Below are 23,489 nucleotides of genomic sequence, written 5' to 3' on the forward strand. Positions count from 1 at the left end.
GAAAAATGCAGCGAGGGGCGTAGCGAAAAATGCATCGAAAAGCGCTTCGAGGCATGCAACATCACAGGGATTGAATTGAAGCGCCAGATTACGTTCCCCATGACCGCCGAGTTCGGCATTGCGATGATGGTCGCGACGACCGCCACGTTTGCCGCGAGCGATTCGGTGGTCAAGGCCATCGGCGCTTCGGTGCCGCTACTCGCTCTTCTTTTCGGCCGCTACAGCTTTCAGGCCGTCGCCCTCGGCGCCTGGCAGGCGCGGCGCGGTGCCGGGCATTTTCGCAAGGTCGGCGTGCTGAAACTGCAATTCCTGCGCGCCTTTTTTCTCCTCGTCAATTCGGCCTGCACGTTTGCCGGCCTGCGCTATTTGCCGCTTCCGGTCACCACTTCGCTGGCGATGATGGCGCCGCTGATTTCGACGCTGCTGGCGGCCATTCTGCTCAACGAAGACGTAACGAAGAGCAAATGGTCGATGGTCGTTCTGGGCTTTATCGGCATGCTGATCGTCGTGCAGCCGGGCAGCGGCGAATTCAGCTGGGCGGTTGCATTTCCCATTGGTGCAGCCACGACCTTCGCATGTTTTCAGGTCGTATCGAGCCGGCTTTCGACCGCAGGCGACCCGATCACCACCAATCTCATCACCGCCGTGGTCGCGAGTATCGCGCTCGCGGGACTGCTATGGGTCGATCAGGCGGACCTTTTGCCGGCAATCCGCAAAGTGACCGTGGGTAGCTGGCTGATGGTGCTCGCGATGGGCTTTCTTTCGACGCTCGGCCATCTATTGATGCTTCAGGCGTTGCGCCGAACGCCGCTTGCCGTGCTCACGCCATTCGGCTATGCGCAGCTTGCTTTCGCCACGCTATTCAGCTGGGCGTTCTTTGGCAGGGTTCCCAGCGTCTGGACTGCCGTGGGCATGATCGTGATTGCCGTCAGTGGACTAGGCACGATCGTCCTGCATGCGCGTGGTCGTGCGCTGCCGGCATGATCTCTCTTGGCAAGGGCAAGGGCAAGGGCAAGGGCAAGGGCAAGGGCAAGGGCGGCGAGGCGAAGCAGCGTTGCATATCACGTTTGCACAACCGCGGGCAGTGCCGTGCGCGAAGGCGGCGCGGATGCAACGCGCCGGACGTCGAGACCGCTCCACGCGTTACCGCGGGAGCGGTCTCATCCACCCTTAGCGGGCTTGTACCGCCGTCTTCGCGAGCTCCGTTCCGGTGAGCGCTTGCTGCCGGAGCCATTCATACTGTTCCTTCGGGATGGGGACCGCGTTGTCGTCACCGAGGTCTTGCAGCCGTACCCGATAGGTCTCCCTGGCGCTCCATGCAGCCAGCGCGGAAACGACCGTCGCGCCGAACGTCAGCGAGCCGATGAGCATCGGCACATTGTGAGACCCCGGCGGGGCCACTGCCGCGAAAAGGGCGGGGAGCAGCGCGGTGAGGGTCGTGCCGAGATTCTGCGCGATGGCCATCGCCGAGACGCGGAAACGGGTCGGGAAAAGCTCGGGATAGTAGCTCGGGAAGATGGCGTTATAGCCCTGATAGACGACACCCCACATCAGTATCGACATGACGAAGGCAAGCGGCAGATTGTGGATGCTGATGGCGTACAGATATGCAAACGACAGGAGTCCGGATGACAGGGCACCGAAGATCATCGGCATTCTGCGCCCGATGCGATCGGACAGATTGCCGACGAACGGAATGACGATGACCGCCACGATATTGCCGACCACCGGAATCCACAGATACACGCTGGGATGAAACCCGATGCCGTATGAAGGCTGAACGGCATAGGCGGCACCGAAGATCGTCGCGACCACGGGAATCACGTTCATGAACGCCATGAAGAAGACGCGAATCATGTCGGGCCAGCTATATTTGAACGCTTCGAGAATCGGCGCGCGCGCGACCTGGCCGCTTTCGTCTTCCTTGGCGAAGGCTGCCGTTTCTTCGACCTCGCGGCGGATGATGTAACCGGCCAGAAGAACGCCGGCGCTCAACAGGAAGGGGATGCGCCAGCCCCATGAAACGAGCGCATTCTCGGGCATGTAGTACGCGAGCGGCAGAAACACGGCGGCAGCGAGAATCTGGCCCGCCTGTACGCCTTGCAGCGTGAAACTCGCGAAGTAACCACGGTGGCCGAACGGCGCCTGCTCCATGATCATCGAACTGGCGCCCGAAATTTCACCCGCGACGGCGAAACCCTGTACCAGCCGCAGCACGACGAGCAGCGCGGGCGCCAGCAGGCCGACCGATTGATAAGTCGGCAGCAGACCCACGGCCATCGTGGAGAAGCCCATCATAAACATGCAGATCAGCAGTACCGTCTTGCGGCCGTGCGTGTCGCCCCAGTGACCGAGTACGAATGCGCCGATAGGTCGTGCCACGTAGCCGACGCCATAGGTCGCGAGTGAAGCGACGATCGCGATCGTGGGATTGCCCTTGGGGAAGAATATCTGCGGAAAGATCAGGGCGGCGGCTTGTGCGTAGATGAAAAAATCGTAGTACTCGAGCGCCGAGCCGATCCAGCCGCTGGCGGTGGCCTTCTTCGCCTGCTTGCGAGCTTTCGCGTCGGCGGCGTTGTCGCCGGGGCTGCCATGCGATGGCAGTTTGATTTGCATGAGTGTCTCCTGATTCTGGATTGACTGGCACAGCGTCGATGGCTGCGATTCTGGGAGTGGATTGATTCGGCGCCGAGCCCCGGCGCATGGGAATCGCCGCCAACGATACGAGGCGAGGTTCACATGCGCAATGCAATGACTACAATGAGGATATTGCGAGCGACAATAACCTCATGGATCTCACCGAGCTTCCCGATCTGAAACTGCTTCAGCTCTTCGACCTGCTGTATGACGTGCGGAGCGTGACGCGTGTCGCCGAGCAACTGGGGCAAAGCCAGCCGACAGTCAGCATCTGGCTCGGACGCTTGCGCGATCATTTGCGCGATCCCCTGTTTATCCGCACGCCGGGCGGTATGACGCCGACTCCACAGGCGGATGCATTGATCGGCCCGTGCCGCGAAATCCTGGAGTCGCTTCGGCGGTTTGCCGCATGGGAGATCGCCTTCGATCCCGCCACTGCCAAGCGGCGCTTTCGCATCTGCATGACCGACGCAAGCCATGTCACGCTGCTTCCCCGAATCCTCGCGTACGTGCGGGATCAGGCGCCGGGCATCCGCCTCGAAGCGGCAAGGATCGACGGCAATACCGAGCGGGCATTGGAGTCGGGAGAGGCCGATCTTGCGATCGGGTATGTGCCCTGGCTCGGCGCTGGGATGTACCAGCAGCAACTGTATAACCAGGACTGGGTATGCCTGACGAACCGTAATCATCCGCGGGTGCGGACCCGGCTCAGTCTCAGGCAATACCGTGCCGAGGGGCATGTGGTGATAGCGGCCGGCACGGGGGCGCAGCTGCTGGAGCAGGCGTTGCTGCGCGAGAACATCGACCGCGACGTCGTACTTGAACTGCCGGGCTTTTTGGGGTTGGGCTCGATCATCAGGACGACCGATCTGATTGCCACGCTGCCGCGCAACATCGGCGAAACGCTTGCCGAGATGAACGACATCGCGATTCATTCATGCCCGTTTGCGGTCGATGGCTTTGCGGTCCGTCAACACTGGCATGCCAAGTACCATCACGAAGCGGGCAATCGCTGGTTGCGCGGCGTGGTAGCGGAGTTATTTGGCGGAACGCGATGATTTCGACGGCGTTCCACCGAGGCTGGGACGCCGCGCGAGTTCGAGCGGGGTTGCGACCGCGCGGTTATCCGCCGCGCTGCCTTCTCGTGGCATATGGCATTGGTGCGGCCGCAGACACCTGCGCCTTTGCGCGTCAACTTTCGCCGGCATAAGTGTAAGTCCCGCTTTCCTGCTGATCTCCCTGCCTGATCGCGACTGATCGGGCGGAGCCCCCCTCTCATCACCGCGATGCCAGGTGTTGTATCGACCACAACATGGAAACTACTTATTTTTTTCCGATTGCTTGTCAGACAGAATACTATCATTCTACATCCGATCAGCTAGGTATTTGAGCTATAGGAGTCTGTCCGATGCGTCGCCGTACCTTCCTGGCAGCCACCAGCGCTGCCACCGCCGGGATGCTGTTCATGCAGAGCGGCCGGGCCGCCGTGGATACTTCGACCAAACCGGTCAGCGGCGGCACGCTGCGCGTGGCGTTTGCGTCGGACACGAAGACGCTCGATCCGACGTTTTCGGTCAATTTCTCCGAGCGCCAGCCGCTCTACCTCATCTACAACACCTTGCTGTCGATCAACCCCGACGCGTCCATCGGCCCGGAACTCGCCGAGCGCTGGGACACGCTCGACGGCGGCAAGCGTCTCGTGCTGCATCTGCGCAAAGGTGTGACGTTCCATGACGGCACGCCGTTCGACGCCGCCGCGGTCAAGGACAATCTTGACCGGCGGCTCGATCCTGCGGTCGGCTCGCCATTGCGGCCGCAACTGACGCTGATTCTCGACAGCGTGGAAGTGAACGATCCGCAGACTGTCACGCTGCATCTGAAATCGCCGAGCCCGGCGTTGCTCGGCATGCTCGCGCAGCGCGAAGGCTTCATGGCGTCGCCGACGGCGATGAAAAAATACGGCAAGGACTTTGCGACACACCCGGTCGGCACCGGCCCGTTCGTGTTCAAGGAGTGGATTCCGGGCAACTCGCTGAGCGTCGACAGGAATCCGAAGTACTGGGAGCCCGGCAAGCCGTATCTCGATCGCGTCGTATTCAGCGATACGTCCAATCCGATCATCGCGATGCAGCGCTTGCGCACCGGCGAGGTCGACTACATCTCGGCGCTATCGCCGATCGACATCCGCCCGATCGAAAACCAGCCCGGCATCGTGCTCGACGCGGGCCCGGCGAGCCGCTGGTATGCGCTGCAATGGCAGGTCGACCGGCCGCCGTTCAACAACCCATTGGTGCGCCAGGCGGTGGCGTATGCGATCGACCGCAAACGCATGGTCGAGATACTGATGAATGGCAAGGCGCCGATCGCCGAGTCGATCGCGCCGCCGGGCGCGTGGTGGTATGACCCCACGGTGAAGTCGTATCCGTACGATCCGGCCAAGGCGAAGGCGCTGCTTGCGCAAGCGGGCGTCACCAACCTTTCGGTCAGCCTGTCGACGCCGCAGATCATGCTGATGCAGCAGATCAACCAGCTCGTTCAGGAGCAGCTGAAGGCGGTCGGCATTGCGGTGCGGCTCGATCCTATTGCGCAAAGCGACTGGTATCCGCGTCTCTCGCAGGGGCTCATCAACTTCAGCCCGATCCGATGGTCGCAGCGTCCCGATCCGGACGGCCTGTTTCCGCTGCTGCTCGGCAGCACCGGCGCGCAGAACACGACGAAGTACCACAACCCTGACGTCGACAAACTGTTGCAGCAGGCACGCGACGCCTCCGATCAGGCGACGCGCAGGAGGCTCTACGGTCAGGTCGAGGCGATTGTCACGCGCGATCTGCCGTACGTGCCGCTGTTCTTTTCGATTGAATACGCAGCGATGCGCAACAACGTGCACAACCACGTGTGGTTGCCCGACGAGATTCCACGTTTCCGCAACATGTGGAAGTCGCCGGCGTAGCGCGGCGACGCCGAACAGGCCGGGGCGGGCAGGGAGCGCCGGCCGGCGGCGCGGTACGGCAAGCGCATCGTAGCATCGGTCCCGCGCGGATGAGCCAAAGCCGGGCGGGCGTGACGGACTGACGACGTATCTCTCCTGTGTGGGGAGAGGCATCGTCGCGCCTGCATATCGATTAGGTATCCATATGTTGTGATGGATGATGCATAGGTGATCCCAAGCTCCTTCCTATTGGTGAGACAAAATGAAAAAGATTTCCCTGGCAGTCCTGCTTCTCGCGGGCGGTTCCGGCGCGGCGATGGCGCAGAGCAGCGTCACGCTATACGGTATCGTCGATGAAGGTTTGATGTTCAACAACAACGCGCGTACCGGGCAGCAGTTCGCGCTCGCGAGCGGCAGCGAATCGGGTAGCCGCTGGGGCATGCGCGGCGCCGAGGACCTGGGCGGCGGACTGTCCGCGGTCTTTACGCTCGAAGGCGGCTTCAGTTCATCGACCGGCGCGCTCGGGCAGAACGGCGATCTCTTCGGTCGCCAGGCCTACGTCGGGCTGGCGGCGCCGACGTGGGGGCAGGTGCTGCTCGGACGTCAGTATCTGAGCGGCTATGACTACGTCGGCGCGTTGACCGCGGCCGCGCAGTGGGCGCTCGGCGGCGCGGGTTTCGGCGCGCATCCGGCTGATCTGGACAATCTCGACGGCACGTACCGGGTGAACAACGCGGTCAAATACAAGTCGCCGAGCTTCGGCGGCTTTTCGTTCGGCGGCACTTATTCGTTCGGCGGCGTGGCCGGCGACTTCTCGCGCAACCAGATCTACTCGCTCGCGGCCGGCTACAGCATGGGGCCGTTGACCGCTGCTGCCCAATACACGCACGCAAGCAACCCCAATTATTCGCTGTGGGGCAATAAGGCCAATGACAGCAGCACGGGTTCGAACATGTCGGGTCCGGTGATTTCCGGTCTTGCCACCGCCGGTTCGCAGGATGTCGCCGCGGTGGGCGTGAATTACAAGATCGGCGATGCGACCCTCGGCGCCATCTATAGCCACGCGTCTTTCAACAATCTCGGCACCCTGGCGGTCGCGGGCGCGAGCAACGGGCTGCGTGGCACGGCGGTATTCAACATCATCGAAGCGAACGCGAAGTACATGTTGACGCCCGCGCTGCAACTCGGCGCGTCGTACACGTACACGGCGGCGGGCAGCCTGCGCGGACTCTCGGGCGCGCGCTATCAGCAGGTCAATCTCGGCGTCGATTACAACCTCTCGAAGCGCACCGATCTATACCTGGTCGGCATCTATCAGCAGGCATCGGGACACGACTCGACCGGCGCCAACGCAGTCGCGCAGATCGCTTTCGCGACGCAGTCGTCCACGAACCGGCAGGTCGTCGCGGTCGCGGGCATCCGGCACAAGTTCTGAGCCTTGCCGCCTTTCGCGCGCGGCGCCTGCCGTCGCGCGCGAATGCGGACGATCGCCGGCGCCGATCTGCCATCGGCAATTGCCGGTGGCGCCGGCTAAAACACGGCAACTAGGAACGCATTGGAAGATGGTATACAATAAGACATCGCTCGATCAACGTGCCGAGCACTTCATTTCAGCAACGCGAAAGGACTTGTAATGCCGATGGAGTTGCCCCCCTTTCTGGAAGCCGCCGCGACGCAACTGGCTGGCGCTGGTGCCGCGGAGAAGATCATCGGTTATATGCGGCCCGCCGAGTCGATCATGCAGGGTCCGTTGATGGGTGCGATGAAGGCGTCGCGCGTGAGCTTTGCCTATGTGCTCGCGCGCCGCATGATCGACGAGCGCTGGCGCATTGCGCTCGAAACCTGCGAGGCGGACGCAAACGGGCAAGGCCGCCTCGTCTACCGCATCAGCGCACGCGGAATCGACTTCACCTATATCGCGCGCGCATACGAATGGGACGGCAAGGAGAAGGTGGGGCGCCGCTCCGATGGCGCAAACCGCGACATGTTCGGCGCACTGTTTGTCGGAACACCGAACGCGGCGCGCATCGAGCGCGAATTCGCCACGTTCGATCTGAAAAACGTCGAGACGATGCGCACGGATGCCATGGTGCTCGGCTGGACCCCGGCCAATCGCAGCGCGCGCATTTTCGATCACGTCGTCGATGCACTCGTGGCCGGTCATCAGCCGGAGCCGGGCCTGATCGGCAGCGCCTCGGCCTATCTGCTGCGCAACGGTGGATTTCAGGGCAGCGGCCGCAACGGATCGATCTCGTATCAGGGCATCGCCGCCGACCACCCGCTGTGCCATCCCTTCTTCGCGGATCTCTTCGGTCTCTACATGGTTCGGCAGGTGTCGATCGATCTGGTCAACGCGATCGCCCGAGCGCGTAATCCGCGCGCCGCGCAACTCTCCGAAGAGGTTGCGCGTTATCTCGCGGTCGGCAACTCGTCGGGGCAGGGCATGTGCGTGGCGTTGCAGCGTTGGCCGCATTGGGTGTCGACGTGGCTGACCGTGCGCGAAGCCGCCCTCGCATACGCGAAGTCGATGCCCGTCGATGCGGCGAGCCGCGAGCGTCTCGTCAGCCTGGTCGCCCGTGTGGCCGCGTACTGCGACACGGTCCAGGTTCAGTCTGAAGATTATGTCGTGCCGAACAAGGTCATCGCGGCGAACTTGCGCACCATCGTCGGCTGGCTCGATGGGTCCCGGGCTTTTTCTCTCTGGAACGATTTCGCGCAGGCCGCGTCGGCATTCGATGCCGAAACGCAGGAGCAACTGAACTCCGCGCTGATCGATTTGTACCCCGACGTATCGGACCGTTTCGCCGATTACCTCGTGATCGGCGCGGCGCGCGAGCGCGGCGTCGTCGCCGAGATGACGGTCGGCGAGTTGCGCGGCCTGTTGCGCAAGAACTATGCGTGGGCGCTGCGCTACGACACACTGCTGTCGAAGACGCGTCAGCATTTCTGGTATCACTCCGTCGACAACGGCGAGCAACGGCGCGGCGAACGCGTGCTCGATCCTGGCGAGGAGTACGAATCGTTCGTCGATCACATTGGCATCGTGCAGCGCCTCGCCTGCGTCGTTGCGAGCTACGCGGACGATGAACTGGTCGGCGAGCTGATGTTCGCGCATCCGGATCTGGAGATGGCCGTGTCGCGCGTGCAGTATCTCGATGGCCTTCCCTATGCGGAGATTCGCGACAACCTGATCCACAAGGATTTTGTCCCGGCGCAACTGATCCGCTTTTTCCTCGCGTCGCTCGGCATCGAATGCTCGACGCCGCTGTCGATTCGCTATGTGCGAGGCGTCTTCTTCCAGGGGGTTCCGCTGCCGGCCGAAATCGCCGAGGGCACGACGCGCGACTGGCGCTACCCGGCCGAGCCCGCCACCCAGACAGAGATGCTGTCATGACCGAGCCGACCTACACCTCAGCCGCGGTATCGGAAATCACGCGCGTCGCCTGGTGGAGTCTGCGCGCGTTCGGTTGCCCGCTCGGCGCGGTCGAAGCCATGGCGCGCGTGCTGACCTGTTCCGAAGTGCTCGACGGCGATACGCTTGCCGCGCTGCGTCGCAACGAAGCCGCGTTGCTCGCGGCATTCGCGAGCGATGAACCGCGCTTCGATCGCACGAGCGAAACGAGCGGCGTTATCGACGCAGCGGGCCGTTCGATGCTCGATATCGGACCCCGGGCGGTCGATCTGATCACCGGGCTCGCGAGGCGCAGGCGCGGCGCCGTGCGTATCACCGTGAACCACCTCGCGGACGAGATCGGCCTGGCCGGTACGGCGACGATCGCCGCGCAGCGGGGCATCGGGCTTCTATTGACGAATGGCGACCCGCATGGCGCATGGCGGTTCTATACTGCCACGAGCGGCGGCGCGATAACGTCGCTGACCAGCGATCCTGGCGGCGCCGCGATTCATGACCTGATGGTTCTGCTGCACGAAGTCGGCGACGTGCCATCCGCCGCGGCCTTGCTGGCAGCCGATGCAACCGGTGCTGGAACCTCGGCCCTCGAACTCATCGCATTTCCTTTCGTCGCGAGAGACGATCTCGCCGAGCTTGCGGCGCGTCGTTCCGGCATGGTTTGCAAGGATGTGAGCGGTGCGTTGAGACGGGCCTATGCGCACGGAGTCGACGTCGCTACCGCCGACCTCAGGTTCCTGTACGAACTCGAGACACGTACCTGGGCGCCCTCGTCGGAGCGCTCGCGGGCCCAGGCGGGCTTCCAGGCTGCGAGTCCGACACCGTGATCGTAAGACAGTCGTTTTGAGGAGATCAGGATTGGATATCGAACGATTCAATACCGGCGAACGCCGCCGTCGTGATGTGCTGGGCGATGCCTATGTCGATCAGTCGCTCAAGAGTGCTGACGATTTCAACCGGCCGTTCCAGGAGCTCGTCACGGAGTATTGCTGGGGCACGTGCTGGGGCGACCCGACGCTCGTGCCGCGTGAGCGTAGTCTGCTCAATCTCGGCATGATCGCTGCGCTCGGCAAGATGCACGAGTTCGAGCTGCATGTGCGCGGGGCGCTCAAGAACGGCCTGAGCCACGAGGAACTGCGCGCGGCGCTGATCCAGATCGCGGTGTATTGCGGCATCCCCGTCGGTGTCGACTGTTTTCGCGTGGCGCGCAAGGTGCTGGCCGAACTCGCCGCCGCCTCTCAACCTGCTGCTGATCCCAAGGAATGACGATGCCGTTTTCGATTCGCAAAATCGTGGTCTACAAGGAAGCGACCTTCATTGAAGGCGACAAGGCGCTTGCTACGCCCGTTACGCTTGTCGGCGTTGCGGCGGTGATTCGCAATCCGTGGTTCGGGCGCGGCTTCGTCGAGGATCTGTCGCCGGAGCAGCGCGATGGCTGCGGCGAACTCGGCAAGGTGATGGTGGCACGCATGCTCGAAGAGATCGGCGGCAAGCAGGCGATCGAAGCCTACGGCAAGAGCGCGGTAGTCGGTGGAGGCGGAGAAATCGAACACGCGTCCGCCGTGATTCACAACCTGCGCTTCGGCAATCACTATCGCCATGCGGTCGAAGCGGAGAGCTTTCTGTCGTTCACCAACAAGCGCGGTGGACTGAACACGTCGCTGCAGGTGCCGATCAAGCACATTCACGACGGCGCCGCGCGTTCGCACTTCATCACCCTGGAGTTCGCCATTCCCGACGCACCGAATCCCGATGAGATCGTGATCGTGCTTGGCGCGTCGACAGCCGGACGACCGCACGCGCGTATCGGAGACCGGCATCAGGACATGCAGGAGATCGAGCGCGAGAACGCGGCGCATTGAAACCGGCAGGCGCGAGAAAGGCGGCAGTGCCACGGCATGAGGCGGCATGGGCCGCCGCCGCATCACTCCGCGTAGGTCCGGTGGCGCTGTGCTGCTGTCAGCGGCACAGCGCGTGGAGCGTGTCTAGCGATTCGCTTGCCCGTCCTTGAGCAGGGCCGTCGCCGACTGCGCCGATCGCTCGATGAGCGCGCGTATCGTCAAGGCAGCGGCATTGCCGTCGCGCTTCTTGAGCGCCTTGAAAATCTCGCCCATGAGTTCGACCGTTCCGTGACGGCGTTCCACTGGCGAGCGCCGCGTCGTGGTCGCGCGCAGCAAACTGATGCGGGCGCCGAGAAGCTGCATGACGTGCTTGGCGGTCTCGTTGCGCGCGCCTTGATAGAGGATCGCGTAAAAGCGATTCGAAGCGGCGAGGAACGCTTCGTCGTTTTCGACCGGCGTATTCTTCAGCGCATTGAAGGTGTCTTCGAGTTCGGCGAGGTCCTCACTGGTCGCGCGCTGGGCAAAATGCAATGCCGCTTCGGAATCGAGCGCCGCCCGTATTTCATAGATTTCCGTGGCGATTTCGGGCGTCAGAGTTGCAACCACGACGCCCTTGGTATCGAGGCTCTCGACCAGACGCTCCGATTCGAGATTGCGCAACGCCTCGCGGATACTGCTGCGGCTGACGCCGGTCTGTTCGCATAGATCGCGCTCGATCAGCTTCTGGCCCGGCGCGAGCCGTCCCGCAATGATCGCTTCACGCAGAACGTTTAGCGTCTTCATGCGGATCGTCTCGTTTTTGGCGACGCTCAAGCCTACTTGTTGGGCAACCGTTGCGTCTTCTGTCATCGTTCCACCCTATGTTTGAATGCGGGCCGTCATGTGCGGCCCGTGCTGGGTTTTATTCCGGCTGCAGAAACTCGAGCAGCAAGCCGGCAATCAGGTCCGGTGCTTCGAGCAGCACGCTATGACGCAGCTCCGGCAGGATGCGAAGCTGCGATCCGGCGATTTTCTCATGTAACAGGCGCGACATCCGTGGCGACGAGCCGGGGTCGTTCTCGCCGGTCATCACGAGCGTCGGTACGCTGATGCGATCGAATGCGATGCCGCGATCCGCTGCCGCAAACACGCGATACGCGGCCGCGTACGACCGATGATCGTTCTTCACCAGTTGTTCGAGACGGTACGCGACGCGTTGCGGGTTGGCCGCCTTGAACGCCGGCGTGAACCAGCGATCTTCCGCCGCCGCGACGACCGCCGCGATGCCCTCGCGGTCGATCTGGTCGGCGCGTTTCAGCACGCGCGCGCGTTCCTCGTCGGTGCGCTCCGCGACCGAGCTGATGAGCACCAGCCGGTTCAGACGCGCCGAGTTTTCCACCGCGTATTTCTGCGCGATGAGGCCGCCGAGAGAAAAGCCCACCAGATGCGTTTTTTGCACACCGACAGCATCGAGCAGCGCATCGACATCGGAGACGAAGTCATCGAGCGAGCAGCGCGTGATCAGGCTCGATGCGCCGTGGCCGCGCAAGTCCGCGCGTAGCACCGTGAAGTGCGCCTCGAGCTGGCTCGCGATCGCGTCCCAGCTTGCGTGATCCGCGCCGATGCCGTGTATCAGCGTGACAAATGGTCCGGACCCCTGAATCTTGTACGCAAGCTCCAGGCCGTCGGCAGAAACATATTTTTCCACTTGCATCGTCTCCGTTAATCTGTTGGTATACGAGATACTAGCTGACAAAAAATATTTCGACTAGACTGACCTCAACATCTGGCGAATACGGAGACCTCCATCCATGGAGTACGCAAGATTAGGCCGCTCGAGCCTGCGCATTTCCCGCCTTGGCTTCGGCGCGATGGGTATCGGCAACCCGGGGTGGCGCAAGTGGGTGCTCGAAGAAGACGCAGCACGGCCGATCCTGCGCGCGGCGGTCGAGGCGGGCATCAATTTCGTCGATACCTGCGATTTCTATTCGGCGGGTGCCAGCGAGACCGTGCTCGGCAATGTGCTATGGGATTACGCATCCCGCGACGAGATCGTGCTGGCCACCAAGCTCGGTAATCCGATGGGCACGCATCCGAATGCGCGCGGCTACTCTCGCAAGCACATCTTCAGCGCGGTCGATGCGTCGCTGAAGCGCCTGAAGACCGATTACGTCGATCTGCTGCAAACGCATATCTGGCAACCGGACACGGACCTCGAAGAACTCGTCGTCGCCTTCGACGATCTCGTGAAGAGCGGCAAGGTACGCTACGTCGGCGCCACGACCATGCCCGCCTGGGCTTTCGTGCAATGCGTGAATCTCGCGAAACAGATGGGACGTACGCCGTTTGTGTCGATGCAGTGCGAGTACAACGTCTGTCATCGCGAAGCCGAGCGCGAACTGATACCGTTCTGCCGCGCCTACGATATCGCGCTGGTCCCATTCAGTCCGCTCGCGCGCGGCTTCCTGTGCGCGGACCGGCGCGATGCGCGCAACGCGACCGCGCGACATGATTCGGATGACTACACACTGAAGCACTATCACCGCCCGGGCGATTTCGCGGCACTCGAATGCGTCGCGAAGATCGCCGCGAAGCGCGGAGTCGAACCGAGTCAGGTCGCGCTGGCGTGGGCGCTCGCGCAGCCTGGCATCATCTCGCCGATCTTCGGCGCGACGCAGGTTGAGCACGTCGCGAGCGCGGTCGCCGCACTCGATCTGAAGCTCGACGAGGAGGAACTGCGAGCGCTCGCCGGCACCTACGAAACGCGTCCGCTCGGCGCGAAAAGCCACTGAGGCAGCCGCTGCGCGTTTCCCCTCATTTGCTGCACATTCTCAAGGCATGCCAATGAATCAGCAAACCGAAAGTTTCGCGATGTATATCGACGGCGAATTCGTACAGGCCGAGGACGGTCGTACCTTCGAAAGCGTCAATCCGTGGACCGGCCGCGCATGGGCGACGATTCCCGACGCGAGCGCCGCCGATGTCGATCGCGCCGTGCGGGCCGCGCATCGCGCGTTCACGAGCGGCCCGTGGCCGAAGATGACGCCGAACGAACGCGCCGCGCTGCTGCAGAAGCTCGCCGACAAGCTCGTCGAACACAAGGACCGGCTCGGTTATGTCGAGACGCAGGACACGGGCAAGCTGCTGAAGGAAACGACCTGGCAGGCCGCGCACACGGCACGTGCGTATACGTATTTCGCCGGTCTCGCCGACAAGCTGCAAGGCGACATTCCGCCGTCCGCGCCGAACATGCTCAATCTCGTGCTGCACGAGCCGGTTGGTGTTGTCGCGGCGATCATTCCGTGGAATTCGCAACTGCAATTGTCTGCCTACAAGATCGCGCCGGCGCTTGCGACCGGCAACACGATCGTCGTCAAGGCTTCCGAAGATGCCTCGACACCGCTGCTCACGCTCGCGAGGCTCGCGCATGAAGTGGGCTTCCCGCCGGGCGTCATCAACTTCGTATCGGGCCGCGCGAATCCGTGCGCGATCACGCTGACGAGTCATCCGCTCGTGCGCCGCATCGCCTTCACCGGTGGTGTCGAGACCGCACGCAAGCTGATTCCGAACTCCGCGCATAACATCGCGAAGCTCTCGCTCGAACTGGGCGGCAAGTCGCCCGTAATCGTGTTCGACGACGCCGATCTCGACAGTTGCGTCAACGGTATCGTGGCCGGTATTTTCGGCGCGAGCGGACAGAGTTGCGCGGCGGGCTCGCGACTGATCGCGCACGAATCGATTCACGACGCGCTCGTCGAGCGTCTGGTCGAACGGGTGAAGACGATCGCGATCGGCGACCCGATGGAGGCCTCGACCAACATGGGGCCGCTTGCAACGGAGCGGCAGGTCGCCCGCATCGAGACGCTGCTCGCGCAATCGGTCGAGCAGGGCGCGCAGGTCGTCGCCGGCGGCAAGCGTGTTGCGGGGCTGCCGCATAACCAGTGCTTCCAGCCGACGATCGCGCTATGCGATCGCGGCGATTATCCGGTCGTGCGCCAGGAATTGTTCGGTCCCGTGCTGTCGGTGCTGAAGTTCCGCACCGACGACGAAGCGATCGGCATCGCTAACGATAGCGACTATGCCTTCGCCGGCGGCATCTTCAGCCGCGACTTTCCACGCGCGATGCGTACCGCGCGTGCGGTGCAGGCGGGCCGCCTGTGGATCAACACCTATCGCGTCACCGGCGTGAATGTGCCGTTCGGCGGATTCAAGCAGAGCGGCTACGGTCGCGAAGCCGGTATCGACGCGCTCAAGGACTACACTGAAACGAAGGCGGTAATGATCGAAGTCGGGGGCGAGGCGCTCGCCGATCCGTTCGTGATGCGCTAGGCGCAGCCATACGCGCAGCGGCGTTCGCGTACGTGTAGGTGCCATACAGGGACATTCTCTTATGCTGACAGTCATAGGCAGGCGGCTCGTCTGGGCCGCGCCCAATCTGATCTTCGTGACCGTATTGCTGTTCTTTAGCGTCGCGGTGTTCTTCGGCAACCCGGCCGCGTTGATGCTCGGCCAGGATGCGACCCCGCAGGCCGTTGCCGAACTGAGCCATCAGATGGGCTTCGACCGGCCCGTGGTCACGCAATATCTGAGCTGGATGGGCCACGCCTTGTCCGGCGACCTGGGGCGCTCGTACACGACGCATCAGACCGTCGCCGAGATGCTGATGCGTTCGTTGCCGGTCACGGTCGAGCTGGCCGTGCTGTCGATCCTGCTTGCAACCGTGGTCTCGGTGGGGCTGAGCAGCCTGACCGTCGGCCAGCGTGTGATCGGCACGTTCGTCACCGTGCTGTCGATCATCGGCATGACGGTGCCGAACTTCATGCTCGGCATGGTCGCGATCTTCATCTTCTCCGTGAAGCTCGGCTGGCTGCCGTCGGTGGGTTGGGTGCCTTGGGACCACGGTCTTCTCACGCACCTCCAGCATCTGATCCTGCCGACCATCACGCTTGCCGCGTACTACTTCGGCGCGTTCACGCTCGTCTATCGCGCCGAATACCAGGCGGTGCGAGAGCGTCTCTTCGTTCGTGTCGCGCGAGCGAAGGGGCTGTCCGAACACCGCGTGTCATTCCGCCATATTCTGCCCAATTCGATCCTGCCGGTGATTACGTACATCGGCATCAGTCTCGGACAACTGATGGGCGGAGCGGTCGTGACCGAAACGCTCTTTTCGATGCCCGGCATCGGCCAGTTGTTCGTCACGTCGATCCTGTCGCGCGATTATCCGGTGATGCTCGCGATCGGCATGTTCATCATCGTCGCGGTGATCCTGATGAATCTGCTCGCCGACGTCGTGTATACGCTGATCAATCCTCAGATCCGGCTGAACTAGGAGCTATTCATGCGCGAAATCCTGATGCGTCCCAAGGTGCAGATCGGCGCGTTCATCCTGCTCGTCATGATCGCGATTTCGCTATGTGCGCCGCTTATCGCGCCGCATGATCCGACCGCGAGCAGCGTGATGTTTCTCGCGCCTCCCGGCGCGGACAACCTGCTCGGCACCGACGAGCTCGGCCGCGACATTCTTTCGCGGCTGATTTACGGCGGACAATCTTCGCTGATCGTCGGTATCGGCGCGGCGGTGATGGCCGCCATCATCGGCATTCCGGTCGGGCTCGTAGCGGGTTATCTCGGCGGGCGCGTGGACCTGTTCGCGACGCAGATCATCGACATTTTCATCGCGCTGCCTGGTCTGATCCTCGCGCTCATCATCACCGCGATGGTGGGCCCCACGTTATTCAATCTCGTGCTGGTGCTCGGCTTCGTCAGTTGGCCGCGGATCGCGCGGCTGGTGCGCGGGCAGACGCTCGCGCTGCGCGAGTCGGTGTTCGTCGAGGCGTCGAAGGCAGTCGGCGCGCGCGCCGACTGGATCATGCTCAAGCATGTGTGGCCGAACACGATGCGCATCGTTGCCGCGCAGTTCGCGCTGACCGTCGCGTATTCGATTTTCACTTCGGCCAGCCTGTCGTTTCTCGGCCTTGGCATGCCGCCGCCGACCCCCGACTGGGGCGCCATGGTGCGCTCCGGCTTCGACTATCTCGCGATGAATCCCGGTATGAGCCTCGCGCCCGGCGCGGCGGTTGCGGCGACCGTGTTCGGCTTCTACCTGATCGGAACCAGCATCAAATGACGACCACGTTCGAAGATTCACGCGTTCTCTCGGTCGAGCATCTGTCCGTATCGTTCGATACGGGCAAACGCAATACACCGCCGGTCACGGTCGTACGCGACGTGTCGTTCTCGATCGGCAAGGGCGAGATCGTGGCGATCGTCGGCGAATCCGGCTGCGGTAAATCGACGACCGGCCTCGCGCTGCTCGGCCTGAATCCGGGCAGCAACGCGTCGGTGAAAGGCTCGATCAATCTGGCGAAGAAGGGCGGGCAGACCGTCGATATCGTCGGGTTGCGCGAGCGCGAATTGCGGCGCGTGCGTGGCAACGACGTGGCCATGATCTTCCAGGAGCCGATGTCGTCGCTCAATCCGTTGTACACGATCGGCGCGCAGATCGAGGAAGCGCTCAGCGTGCATCGCAGGATGTCGTCGAAGGAACGCGCGGCCGAGGCGCTGCGGCTCGTTTCGATGCTTGGCATTCCGAGTCCCGCCAAATGTCTGAATAGCTATCCGCATCAACTGTCGGGCGGCATGCGGCAGCGGGTCATGATTGCGATTGCGCTGTCCTGCCACCCGGGGCTGCTGATCGCCGACGAGCCGACCACCGCGCTCGACGTCACCGTGCAGGCGCAGATCGTCGAGCGGATGAAGCAGTTGCAGCAGGAAACGCAGATGGCGATCCTGTTCGTCACGCATGACCTCTCGCTGGTCGCGGAAATCGCCAACCGCGCGCTGGTGATGTACGCGGGGCAAATCGTCGAGGCGGGTCCTGTTAGCGATCTGTTCAACCAGCCGCTGATGCCTTACACGCAGGCGTTGATGCGTTCCCGTCCACGTCTTGGCGACGTGCGTCATCGCATCAAGCCGATTCCGGGCGGCGCGCCCAATCCGGCCGCGCTGCCGGCCGGCTGCACGTTTCACAAGCGTTGCGAGCATGCCGTCGCGGGGCGCTGCGATACGCAGGTGCCGTCCCTCGAAACGACCGATGACGGGCTTCGCCAGGTGCGCTGCCTGCGTTGGCGGGAATTGCGGCAAGTACCGCAATGCGCGCCCGTATTGCAAGGACAACCATCATGACGCCGACTTCCACGCAACCGCTGATCAGCGTCAGTCATTTGCGCAAGCTCTACGACATTCGCCGTGGCCTGTTCTCGAAGCTGGTCGGTCACGTGCATGCGGTCAACGACGTGTCGTTCGACATCGCGCCAGGCGAGACGCTTGGCCTTGCCGGCGAATCGGGTTCAGGCAAGACGACGATCGGCCGCTCGGTGTTACGGCTGATCGAACCGACCGACGGTGCGATCCGCTTCGACGGCAAGGACGTGATGGCGCTCAACGCGGCCGGACTGCGGGATTACCGGAAGAGCGCGCAGATCATCTTTCAGGACCCGTTTGCCTCGATCAATCCACGGATGAAGATTCGTGACGTGATCGCCGAGCCGTTGCGCGTGCAAAAGATTCATGCGACCGAACGCGACGTCGATCGGCGCGTCAGCGAACTGCTGGATCTCGTGTCGCTGTCCGACGACTACAAGGACCGGAGTCCTACCGCGTTATCCGGCGGTCAGCGGCAACGTGTCGTCATTGCGCGGGCGCTCGCGGTCAATCCGAAGTTCATCGTGGCCGACGAGCCGATCTCCGCGCTCGACGTGTCGATCCAGGCGCAGATCGTGAGCCTGCTCGACGAGCTGAAGCAGCGGCTGGGCCTCGCGATGCTGTTCATTTCGCACGATCTTGCCGTGATGGAATATCTGTCGGATCGTATTGCGGTCGTCTACCTCGGGCAGATCATGGAGATCGGCCCGGCGAGAGCAATTACGCAAACGCCGAAGCATCCGTACACCGAGGCGCTAATTTCCGCGGTGCCTGACGACCGGCCCGACATGAGACGCAAGCGTGTCGTGCTGCAAGGCGACGTGGCCGATCCGGTGTCGCCGCCAAGCGGCTGCGTGTTCCGCACACGCTGCATTTACGCGAAACCGGAATGCGCGCAACAACGTCCGGTGCTGCGCGAAATTGCGCCGTTGCATTTCAAGGCGTGTATTCGCGACGACGTGTTGTAGGCGCGGTTCTGGTTTCGTTGGCGGGGCTACGCCCGGTACTCACATGTGTTGCAAGCGGCGCAGGCGGAACGCGAGTTCAAGGCTGAATCGAGTCTCTGCGTCGTCGACGTCTTTGCCCAGCACCTCACGAATACGCTCCATCCGATAGCGAATCGTCGTCACATGTACTTTCAGTTCATCAGCGCATTTTTGTAGCCTGCAACCCGAGTCCAGATAAGCTTCGAGTGTCTTCAGCAGATCGCCGCGATTCTGGGCGTCATACTGATCGAGCGCACCGAGCGTGTTGGCGACGAAAACGTCGACCTGCGAGGAAGACAACGCGGAGAACACGAGTCCATAAGGGCCGAAGTCCTCTTCGTGAACGACACCGCTACGTGCGAAACGATCGGAAAGCCGGAACGCGCGCTGGCACGCCTGCCATGCCGGCGCGTAATCATGCGGAGCATGGCATACGGGACCCGGCGCGATGACGCAAGCGCTGCCGGTCAGCCGGTCGGCGAGTTCCAGTGAGCGCCGCATCAGGTCGCGGCGCCGCGCTTCCGGAATGCCCTCGGCTTCGGAGATGAGCGCCATCAGCAACGTTCCCGCGGGAACAACGGTGATGTTGGCGGACCAGGCGTTCGCGAGAGCGGACGAGATCGCACGATGATTGCCGCGCAGTATTTGCCGCGCGCTTTCAGCGTCTCCCCGGATGCCGATCAGCACAAGCCGGTTCGGTGTGCCGAGCGGTAGGCCGCAATGCGCTGCCCGCGACAGCAGGTCGTCGTCGAGGTCGCGCCCCGAGAGCAGGTCGTCGAGGATTTTCGACTGGGACTCCGTGCGCTCCTTGAAGCGGATGACGGTACGCATCAGCATGACCGACAGCGCAAACGCGACTTGCCGGATCAGCAGCTCATCCACCGGATCGAAGCGTTCTTCATCGGTCAGCAGATAGAGTGCGCCGGCCTGCTGGCCGTCGACGCGCAGCACCTCGCGCCGATGCACAGGCGTGGATGTGGGGCTTGTCGAATCGTCGGATGTTTTTGCTTGCCACTGCGCTTCGTCGTTCAACTCGATTCGCAGCATCTCCGCGAGCGCGTTAGCGTATTGCGGATCAGCGGCGCGTTGTCCTTTCATCAAGGCCTGAGCGGGCCGGTCGACCACCGCGATCGGACAATCGAGCAGCGATTCGACGGCGGACAGTACCGCGGTTGGCGCTTCGTCGGACAGAACGCGGCGCATCAGTTCGCTAACCGAATCGATTGTGTGTTTGACGCGCGTGGACAGTACCGTTTCCTCGCGCAGGCGCTGGGCCTTGCCGACCGCGATCGCCGCGAGCTGTGCAATCGCCTTGAGGAAGGCGAGTTCGTCATTGTCTACGTTGAGGATCTCTCGCGACTGCACGGCAAGGATCATCCGTCGCTCGTACTGATCGGTTGCCGGTAGCGGCAGGATCGCTACGGTGTGGTAGTGGCGGGCCAGCGCGTCTTGCTGGTAATGCAAATAATCGGAGCGCTGCGCATCCGGAATGATGAGCGGCCGCTGCTCGTCGAGCACCTTCCTGACCGGACTGGTCGCCAGTTCCCAGCGCGTCGAGGCGCTTGACGGATCGACGAGGAACGGGTCGAAGCGTGCCATCAGAACCGACAGTCCCGCGTTTTCGTCGACGCTCATGATCGAACACATGTCCCATGTCGTGTAACGACAGGTGGCATTGGTGATGCTATCAAGCAACGTGCCTAGATCGCTGCTCTCGTTGACCAGTTTCGCGATGTCGGCGAGGCGTGAGAAATGAGCTTGGGATGACTTGACAGCGATTGAAGCTGGAAAAGTGTTGTCCATGCAGCGGATCGTACTGTGACAAATTTTCAGTTTCAACTTTTCATAGTGCCCGTGCATTGGTGTTAACGATCAGGTGCTTTCATTTCTTTGCCGCGTTTCGTCGAAAGCTCGAATTCGCCACTCGAAAATACTATTTTCCCTAGATGGCAGATCGAAAAGTGACGACCCAGAATGTTTTCACTGAAGGAGACATTCTCGATGAATACGTCACAAGAGAGAGAGGCAAGCCCGTTGGATGTACAAGGGCTACGGAAAGCTTTCGGCAGCTTCGTGACGGGCGTGACCGTCGTTTCGGCTATCGACGACCAGGGCCACTACCGAGGTCTGACCGCCAACTCGTTCACCTCGGTGTCGCTCGATCCGCCTCTGGTGCTGGTGTGTATCGACAACAAGGCGACGACCTGCCCCGTATTCGAGCAGGCATCGAGCTTCGCCGTGAATGTTCTCGCGGCAGGGCAGCGAGACGTTTCGAATACGTTCGCGTCGCGCGCTCCGGACAAGTTTCACGGTGTGCCGACGCACGTTGCCACAACCGGCGCACCGCTGCTCGAAGGCGCGATCGCATGGTTCGATTGCGCGAAAGAACAGTTCGTCACCGCTGGCGATCACACGATGCTGATCGGCCGTGTGCTCGATTTCGGCCATACGGGCGGCGTTCCGCTCGCCTATTGCCGCGGCAGCTACATTGATTTCGGTCTCGAACAGAAGGCGGTCGGTGCCGGCAAATCGTTGAACTACGGCTGTGTTGCGAATCTCGGCGACGCGGTGCTGATGGTCCGTGATCCGCTCAAGGGAAGCTGGACGATCCCGACCGCAGGACACGGCACGGACCAGCACGCACCGGGCGGTCTGCCGGATCTTGTCGCGAAACTTGGCGCAACGGTCGAACTGTCGTTCCTCTACTCGGTGTTCGAGAATGCCGGCGAGAGCTTTATCGTCTATCGCGGCACACTCGCGGATGAGCCGCAATTGACCAAAAGTGCCGCTCTGTTCACGCAGGAAACGATGCCGTGGGATCAGATCGGTTCTTCCCAGACTCGCAATATGCTGCGCCGCTACTTCCTCGAACGCGCCGATGCGCGCTTCGGCATCTATATGGATAGCGCCGACGGCGGCAAGGTCGCGATGCTCGACGGTGCGCTCAAACCTTTCAATCAACTCGATATGGGATCTTGAATGGTATCGATCAGTGTCGAAAGTCTGACTGGCACGCGCACTCGCAACTGGATCGATGGCGCGTGGCACGAACCCGCGAGCGGGACCTATCTCGACAGCTTCAATCCGTTCACCGGCGAGGCCTGGTATCAGATCGCCGATTCGAATGCGGACGATGTCGGGCAAGCGGTTCAGGCCGCCGAACGTGCGCTGCATGATCCCGCGTGGCGGGGGATCACGCAGACCGATCGCGCGAACCTGCTGCGCAAGCTCGCGGAGTTGATCCGCGCCAACGTCGATCGTCTTGCGCGGCTCGAAGTGCACGACAACGGCAAGCTGCTGAAGGAAATGCGCGCGCAAATCGGTATCTTGCCGGATCAATTCCACTATTTCGCGGGCGCGGCAGACAAGCTCGAAGGAACCACCATTCCGGTGAATCGGCGTGACGTGCTTGCCTATACGTCGCGCGAGCCGATCGGCGTCGTCGGTGTGATCGTGCCATGGAATTCGCCGCTCTATCAGCTGAGCTGGACACTCGCGCCCGCGCTGGCCTGCGGCAATACCGTAGTCGTCAAACCGTCCGAACATACGTCGGCTTCTGCCTTGGCGCTGGCTGAACTGATCAAGGAAGCGGGCATTCCCGACGGTGTTTTTAACGTCGTAACGGGTTTGGGCGCGAGTGCGGGAGAAGCATTGACGCGTGATGCCCGCGTGGCGAAGGTCGCGTTCACCGGCAGTACCGCGAGCGGCCGCAAGGTTGCACATGCGGCTGCGGATCACTTTGCGCAATGCAATCTGGAGCTCGGCGGCAAGTCGCCCAATTGTGTGTTCGACGATGCGCCCTTCGAGCGGGCACTCGATGGCGTCGTTGCGGGAATCTTCGCGGCGGGCGGGCAGACATGCGTGGCGGGGTCGCGGATCTACGTACAGCGGACCATCTTCAATGCGTTCCGCGACGCGCTTATCGAACGAGCCCGTGCCGTGAAACTCGGCGATCCACTCATGGACGATACGCAGATGGGGCCGGTCGCAGTCAAATCCCAGCTAGAAAAGATCGGATCGATGGTGTCGCATGCCACGCAGCAGGGCGCGCGCCTGCTCGCGGGGGGTAAGCGTGCCGCCGCGCCGCTCGATCAGGGCTGGTTTTACGAACCCACACTGCTCGATCAGGTCGCGCCGTCGATGGAAATCGTTCAGGAAGAAGTATTTGGCCCAGTGGGCGTGATACAGCCGTTCGAAGACGAGCGCGACCTTGCGAGACTGGCTAACGCGACGCGCTACGGGCTGACAGCGGGAGTATGGACTCGCGACATAGACAGGGCGATGCGATTTGCGCGCGATGTCGAAGCGGGCACGATCTGGGTCAATACCTATCGCGCGGCGTCATTTACCACGCCGATGGGCGGTTTCAAGGAGAGCGGCTACGGTAAGCACTACGGCCTCGAGTCGATGCGCGAGTACTCGCGTGCGAAAAGCGTAGTCGTCGACTATTCCGGCAATACGCCGAATCCATTCGTCATGCGCGTAAGCGGCTGAGCGGCAATCGG

20 protein-coding genes are annotated in these 23,489 nt (G+C 62.4%); 16 read left to right on the forward strand and 4 right to left on the reverse strand.

Annotation, left to right across the window (positions count from 1 at the left end; genetic code table 11):
• Positions 1-75 precede the first annotated feature (75 nt).
• A complete protein-coding gene (locus tag GXB81_RS01275) occupies positions 76-984 on the forward strand; it encodes a DMT family transporter (protein WP_345890997.1) in 909 nt (302 codons plus the stop codon).
• A gap of 186 nt (positions 985-1,170) precedes the next feature.
• On the opposite strand, the gene GXB81_RS01280 is transcribed toward GXB81_RS01275, so the two are convergent.
• Entirely contained in the window at positions 1,171-2,616 is a 1,446-nt protein-coding gene (locus tag GXB81_RS01280) for an MFS transporter (protein WP_205988085.1), read from the reverse strand.
• Between the two features lie 173 nt (positions 2,617-2,789).
• Here GXB81_RS01280 and GXB81_RS01285 point away from each other — a divergent pair, with 173 nt between their 5' ends.
• From GXB81_RS01285 to GXB81_RS01315, 7 genes are all read left to right on the forward strand, one after another.
• On the forward strand, positions 2,790-3,695 hold the full coding sequence (locus GXB81_RS01285; protein WP_205988160.1) for a LysR family transcriptional regulator: 906 nt from the start codon (positions 2,790-2,792) through the stop codon (positions 3,693-3,695).
• A 350-nt stretch (positions 3,696-4,045) separates the two neighbouring features.
• Positions 4,046-5,587 carry an ABC transporter substrate-binding protein gene (locus tag GXB81_RS01290; protein ID WP_205988086.1) on the forward strand — a complete coding sequence of 514 codons (1,542 nt, stop codon included), beginning with the start codon at positions 4,046-4,048 and terminating at the stop codon, positions 5,585-5,587.
• 241 nt (positions 5,588-5,828) lie between these two features.
• Positions 5,829-7,001 (forward strand): porin, encoded by a 1,173-nt coding sequence (locus tag GXB81_RS01295; RefSeq protein ID WP_205988087.1) that lies wholly within the window; start codon positions 5,829-5,831, stop codon positions 6,999-7,001.
• 204 nt (positions 7,002-7,205) lie between these two features.
• Positions 7,206-8,960, forward strand: coding sequence for a hypothetical protein (locus tag GXB81_RS01300; RefSeq protein ID WP_205988088.1), 1,755 nt, complete (start codon positions 7,206-7,208; stop codon positions 8,958-8,960).
• On the forward strand, positions 8,957-9,802 hold the full coding sequence (locus GXB81_RS01305; protein WP_205988089.1) for a hypothetical protein: 846 nt from the start codon (positions 8,957-8,959) through the stop codon (positions 9,800-9,802). The genes GXB81_RS01300 and GXB81_RS01305 overlap by 4 nt, the downstream gene beginning before the upstream one ends.
• 31 nt (positions 9,803-9,833) lie before the next feature.
• Complete coding sequence (locus GXB81_RS01310) at positions 9,834-10,241, forward strand: carboxymuconolactone decarboxylase family protein (protein ID WP_167037428.1); 408 nt, start codon at positions 9,834-9,836, stop codon at positions 10,239-10,241.
• A 2-nt stretch (positions 10,242-10,243) separates the two neighbouring features.
• Entirely contained in the window at positions 10,244-10,837 is a 594-nt protein-coding gene (locus GXB81_RS01315; protein ID WP_167037425.1) for an amino acid synthesis family protein, read from the forward strand.
• 123 nt (positions 10,838-10,960) lie between these two features.
• Here the strand turns inward: GXB81_RS01315 and GXB81_RS01320 are convergent, their stop codons facing one another.
• Positions 10,961-11,599, reverse strand: a complete 639-nt coding sequence (locus GXB81_RS01320; RefSeq protein WP_167037422.1) for a GntR family transcriptional regulator — start codon at positions 11,597-11,599, stop codon at positions 10,961-10,963.
• Positions 11,600-11,717: 118 nt separating this feature from the next.
• Positions 11,718-12,509 (reverse strand): alpha/beta fold hydrolase, encoded by a 792-nt coding sequence (locus GXB81_RS01325; protein ID WP_205988090.1) that lies wholly within the window; start codon positions 12,507-12,509, stop codon positions 11,718-11,720.
• A gap of 97 nt (positions 12,510-12,606) precedes the next feature.
• On the opposite strand from GXB81_RS01325, the gene GXB81_RS01330 reads away from it, so the two are divergent.
• The 6 genes from GXB81_RS01330 to GXB81_RS01355 all read left to right on the forward strand — a co-directional run bounded on the left by GXB81_RS01330 (position 12,607) and on the right by GXB81_RS01355 (position 18,966).
• Complete coding sequence (locus GXB81_RS01330; protein ID WP_205988091.1) at positions 12,607-13,587, forward strand: aldo/keto reductase; 981 nt, start codon at positions 12,607-12,609, stop codon at positions 13,585-13,587.
• Positions 13,588-13,639: 52 nt separating this feature from the next.
• Positions 13,640-15,124, forward strand: a complete 1,485-nt coding sequence (locus GXB81_RS01335; protein ID WP_167037413.1) for an aldehyde dehydrogenase — start codon at positions 13,640-13,642, stop codon at positions 15,122-15,124.
• A gap of 61 nt (positions 15,125-15,185) precedes the next feature.
• Positions 15,186-16,124 (forward strand): ABC transporter permease, encoded by a 939-nt coding sequence (locus GXB81_RS01340; RefSeq protein WP_167037410.1) that lies wholly within the window; start codon positions 15,186-15,188, stop codon positions 16,122-16,124.
• A 9-nt stretch (positions 16,125-16,133) separates the two neighbouring features.
• Complete coding sequence (locus tag GXB81_RS01345; protein WP_167037407.1) at positions 16,134-16,922, forward strand: ABC transporter permease; 789 nt, start codon at positions 16,134-16,136, stop codon at positions 16,920-16,922.
• Complete coding sequence (locus tag GXB81_RS01350) at positions 16,919-17,980, forward strand: ABC transporter ATP-binding protein (RefSeq protein WP_205988092.1); 1,062 nt, start codon at positions 16,919-16,921, stop codon at positions 17,978-17,980. Before GXB81_RS01345 ends, GXB81_RS01350 begins: the two co-directional genes overlap by 4 nt.
• Positions 17,977-18,966 carry an ABC transporter ATP-binding protein gene (locus GXB81_RS01355; RefSeq protein ID WP_167037401.1) on the forward strand — a complete coding sequence of 330 codons (990 nt, stop codon included), beginning with the start codon at positions 17,977-17,979 and terminating at the stop codon, positions 18,964-18,966. Before GXB81_RS01350 ends, GXB81_RS01355 begins: the two co-directional genes overlap by 4 nt.
• 39 nt (positions 18,967-19,005) lie before the next feature.
• On the opposite strand, the gene GXB81_RS01360 is transcribed toward GXB81_RS01355, so the two are convergent.
• The gene (locus GXB81_RS01360; RefSeq protein ID WP_205988093.1) at positions 19,006-20,787 is read right to left on the reverse strand and encodes a helix-turn-helix domain-containing protein; all 1,782 of its coding nucleotides are present in this window, start codon (positions 20,785-20,787) and stop codon (positions 19,006-19,008) included.
• A 198-nt stretch (positions 20,788-20,985) separates the two neighbouring features.
• Here GXB81_RS01360 and GXB81_RS01365 point away from each other — a divergent pair, with 198 nt between their 5' ends.
• Both GXB81_RS01365 and GXB81_RS01370 read left to right on the forward strand, forming a co-directional pair.
• Positions 20,986-21,963 carry a flavin reductase gene (locus GXB81_RS01365; protein ID WP_167037395.1) on the forward strand — a complete coding sequence of 326 codons (978 nt, stop codon included), beginning with the start codon at positions 20,986-20,988 and terminating at the stop codon, positions 21,961-21,963.
• On the forward strand, positions 21,964-23,478 hold the full coding sequence (locus GXB81_RS01370) for an aldehyde dehydrogenase (RefSeq protein ID WP_167281360.1): 1,515 nt from the start codon (positions 21,964-21,966) through the stop codon (positions 23,476-23,478).
• Positions 23,479-23,489: the final 11 nt, after the last annotated feature.

Origin of the sequence: Paraburkholderia sp. Ac-20336 (genome assembly GCF_017105025.1) — a bacterium.
Lineage (GTDB): Bacteria > Pseudomonadota > Gammaproteobacteria > Burkholderiales > Burkholderiaceae > Paraburkholderia.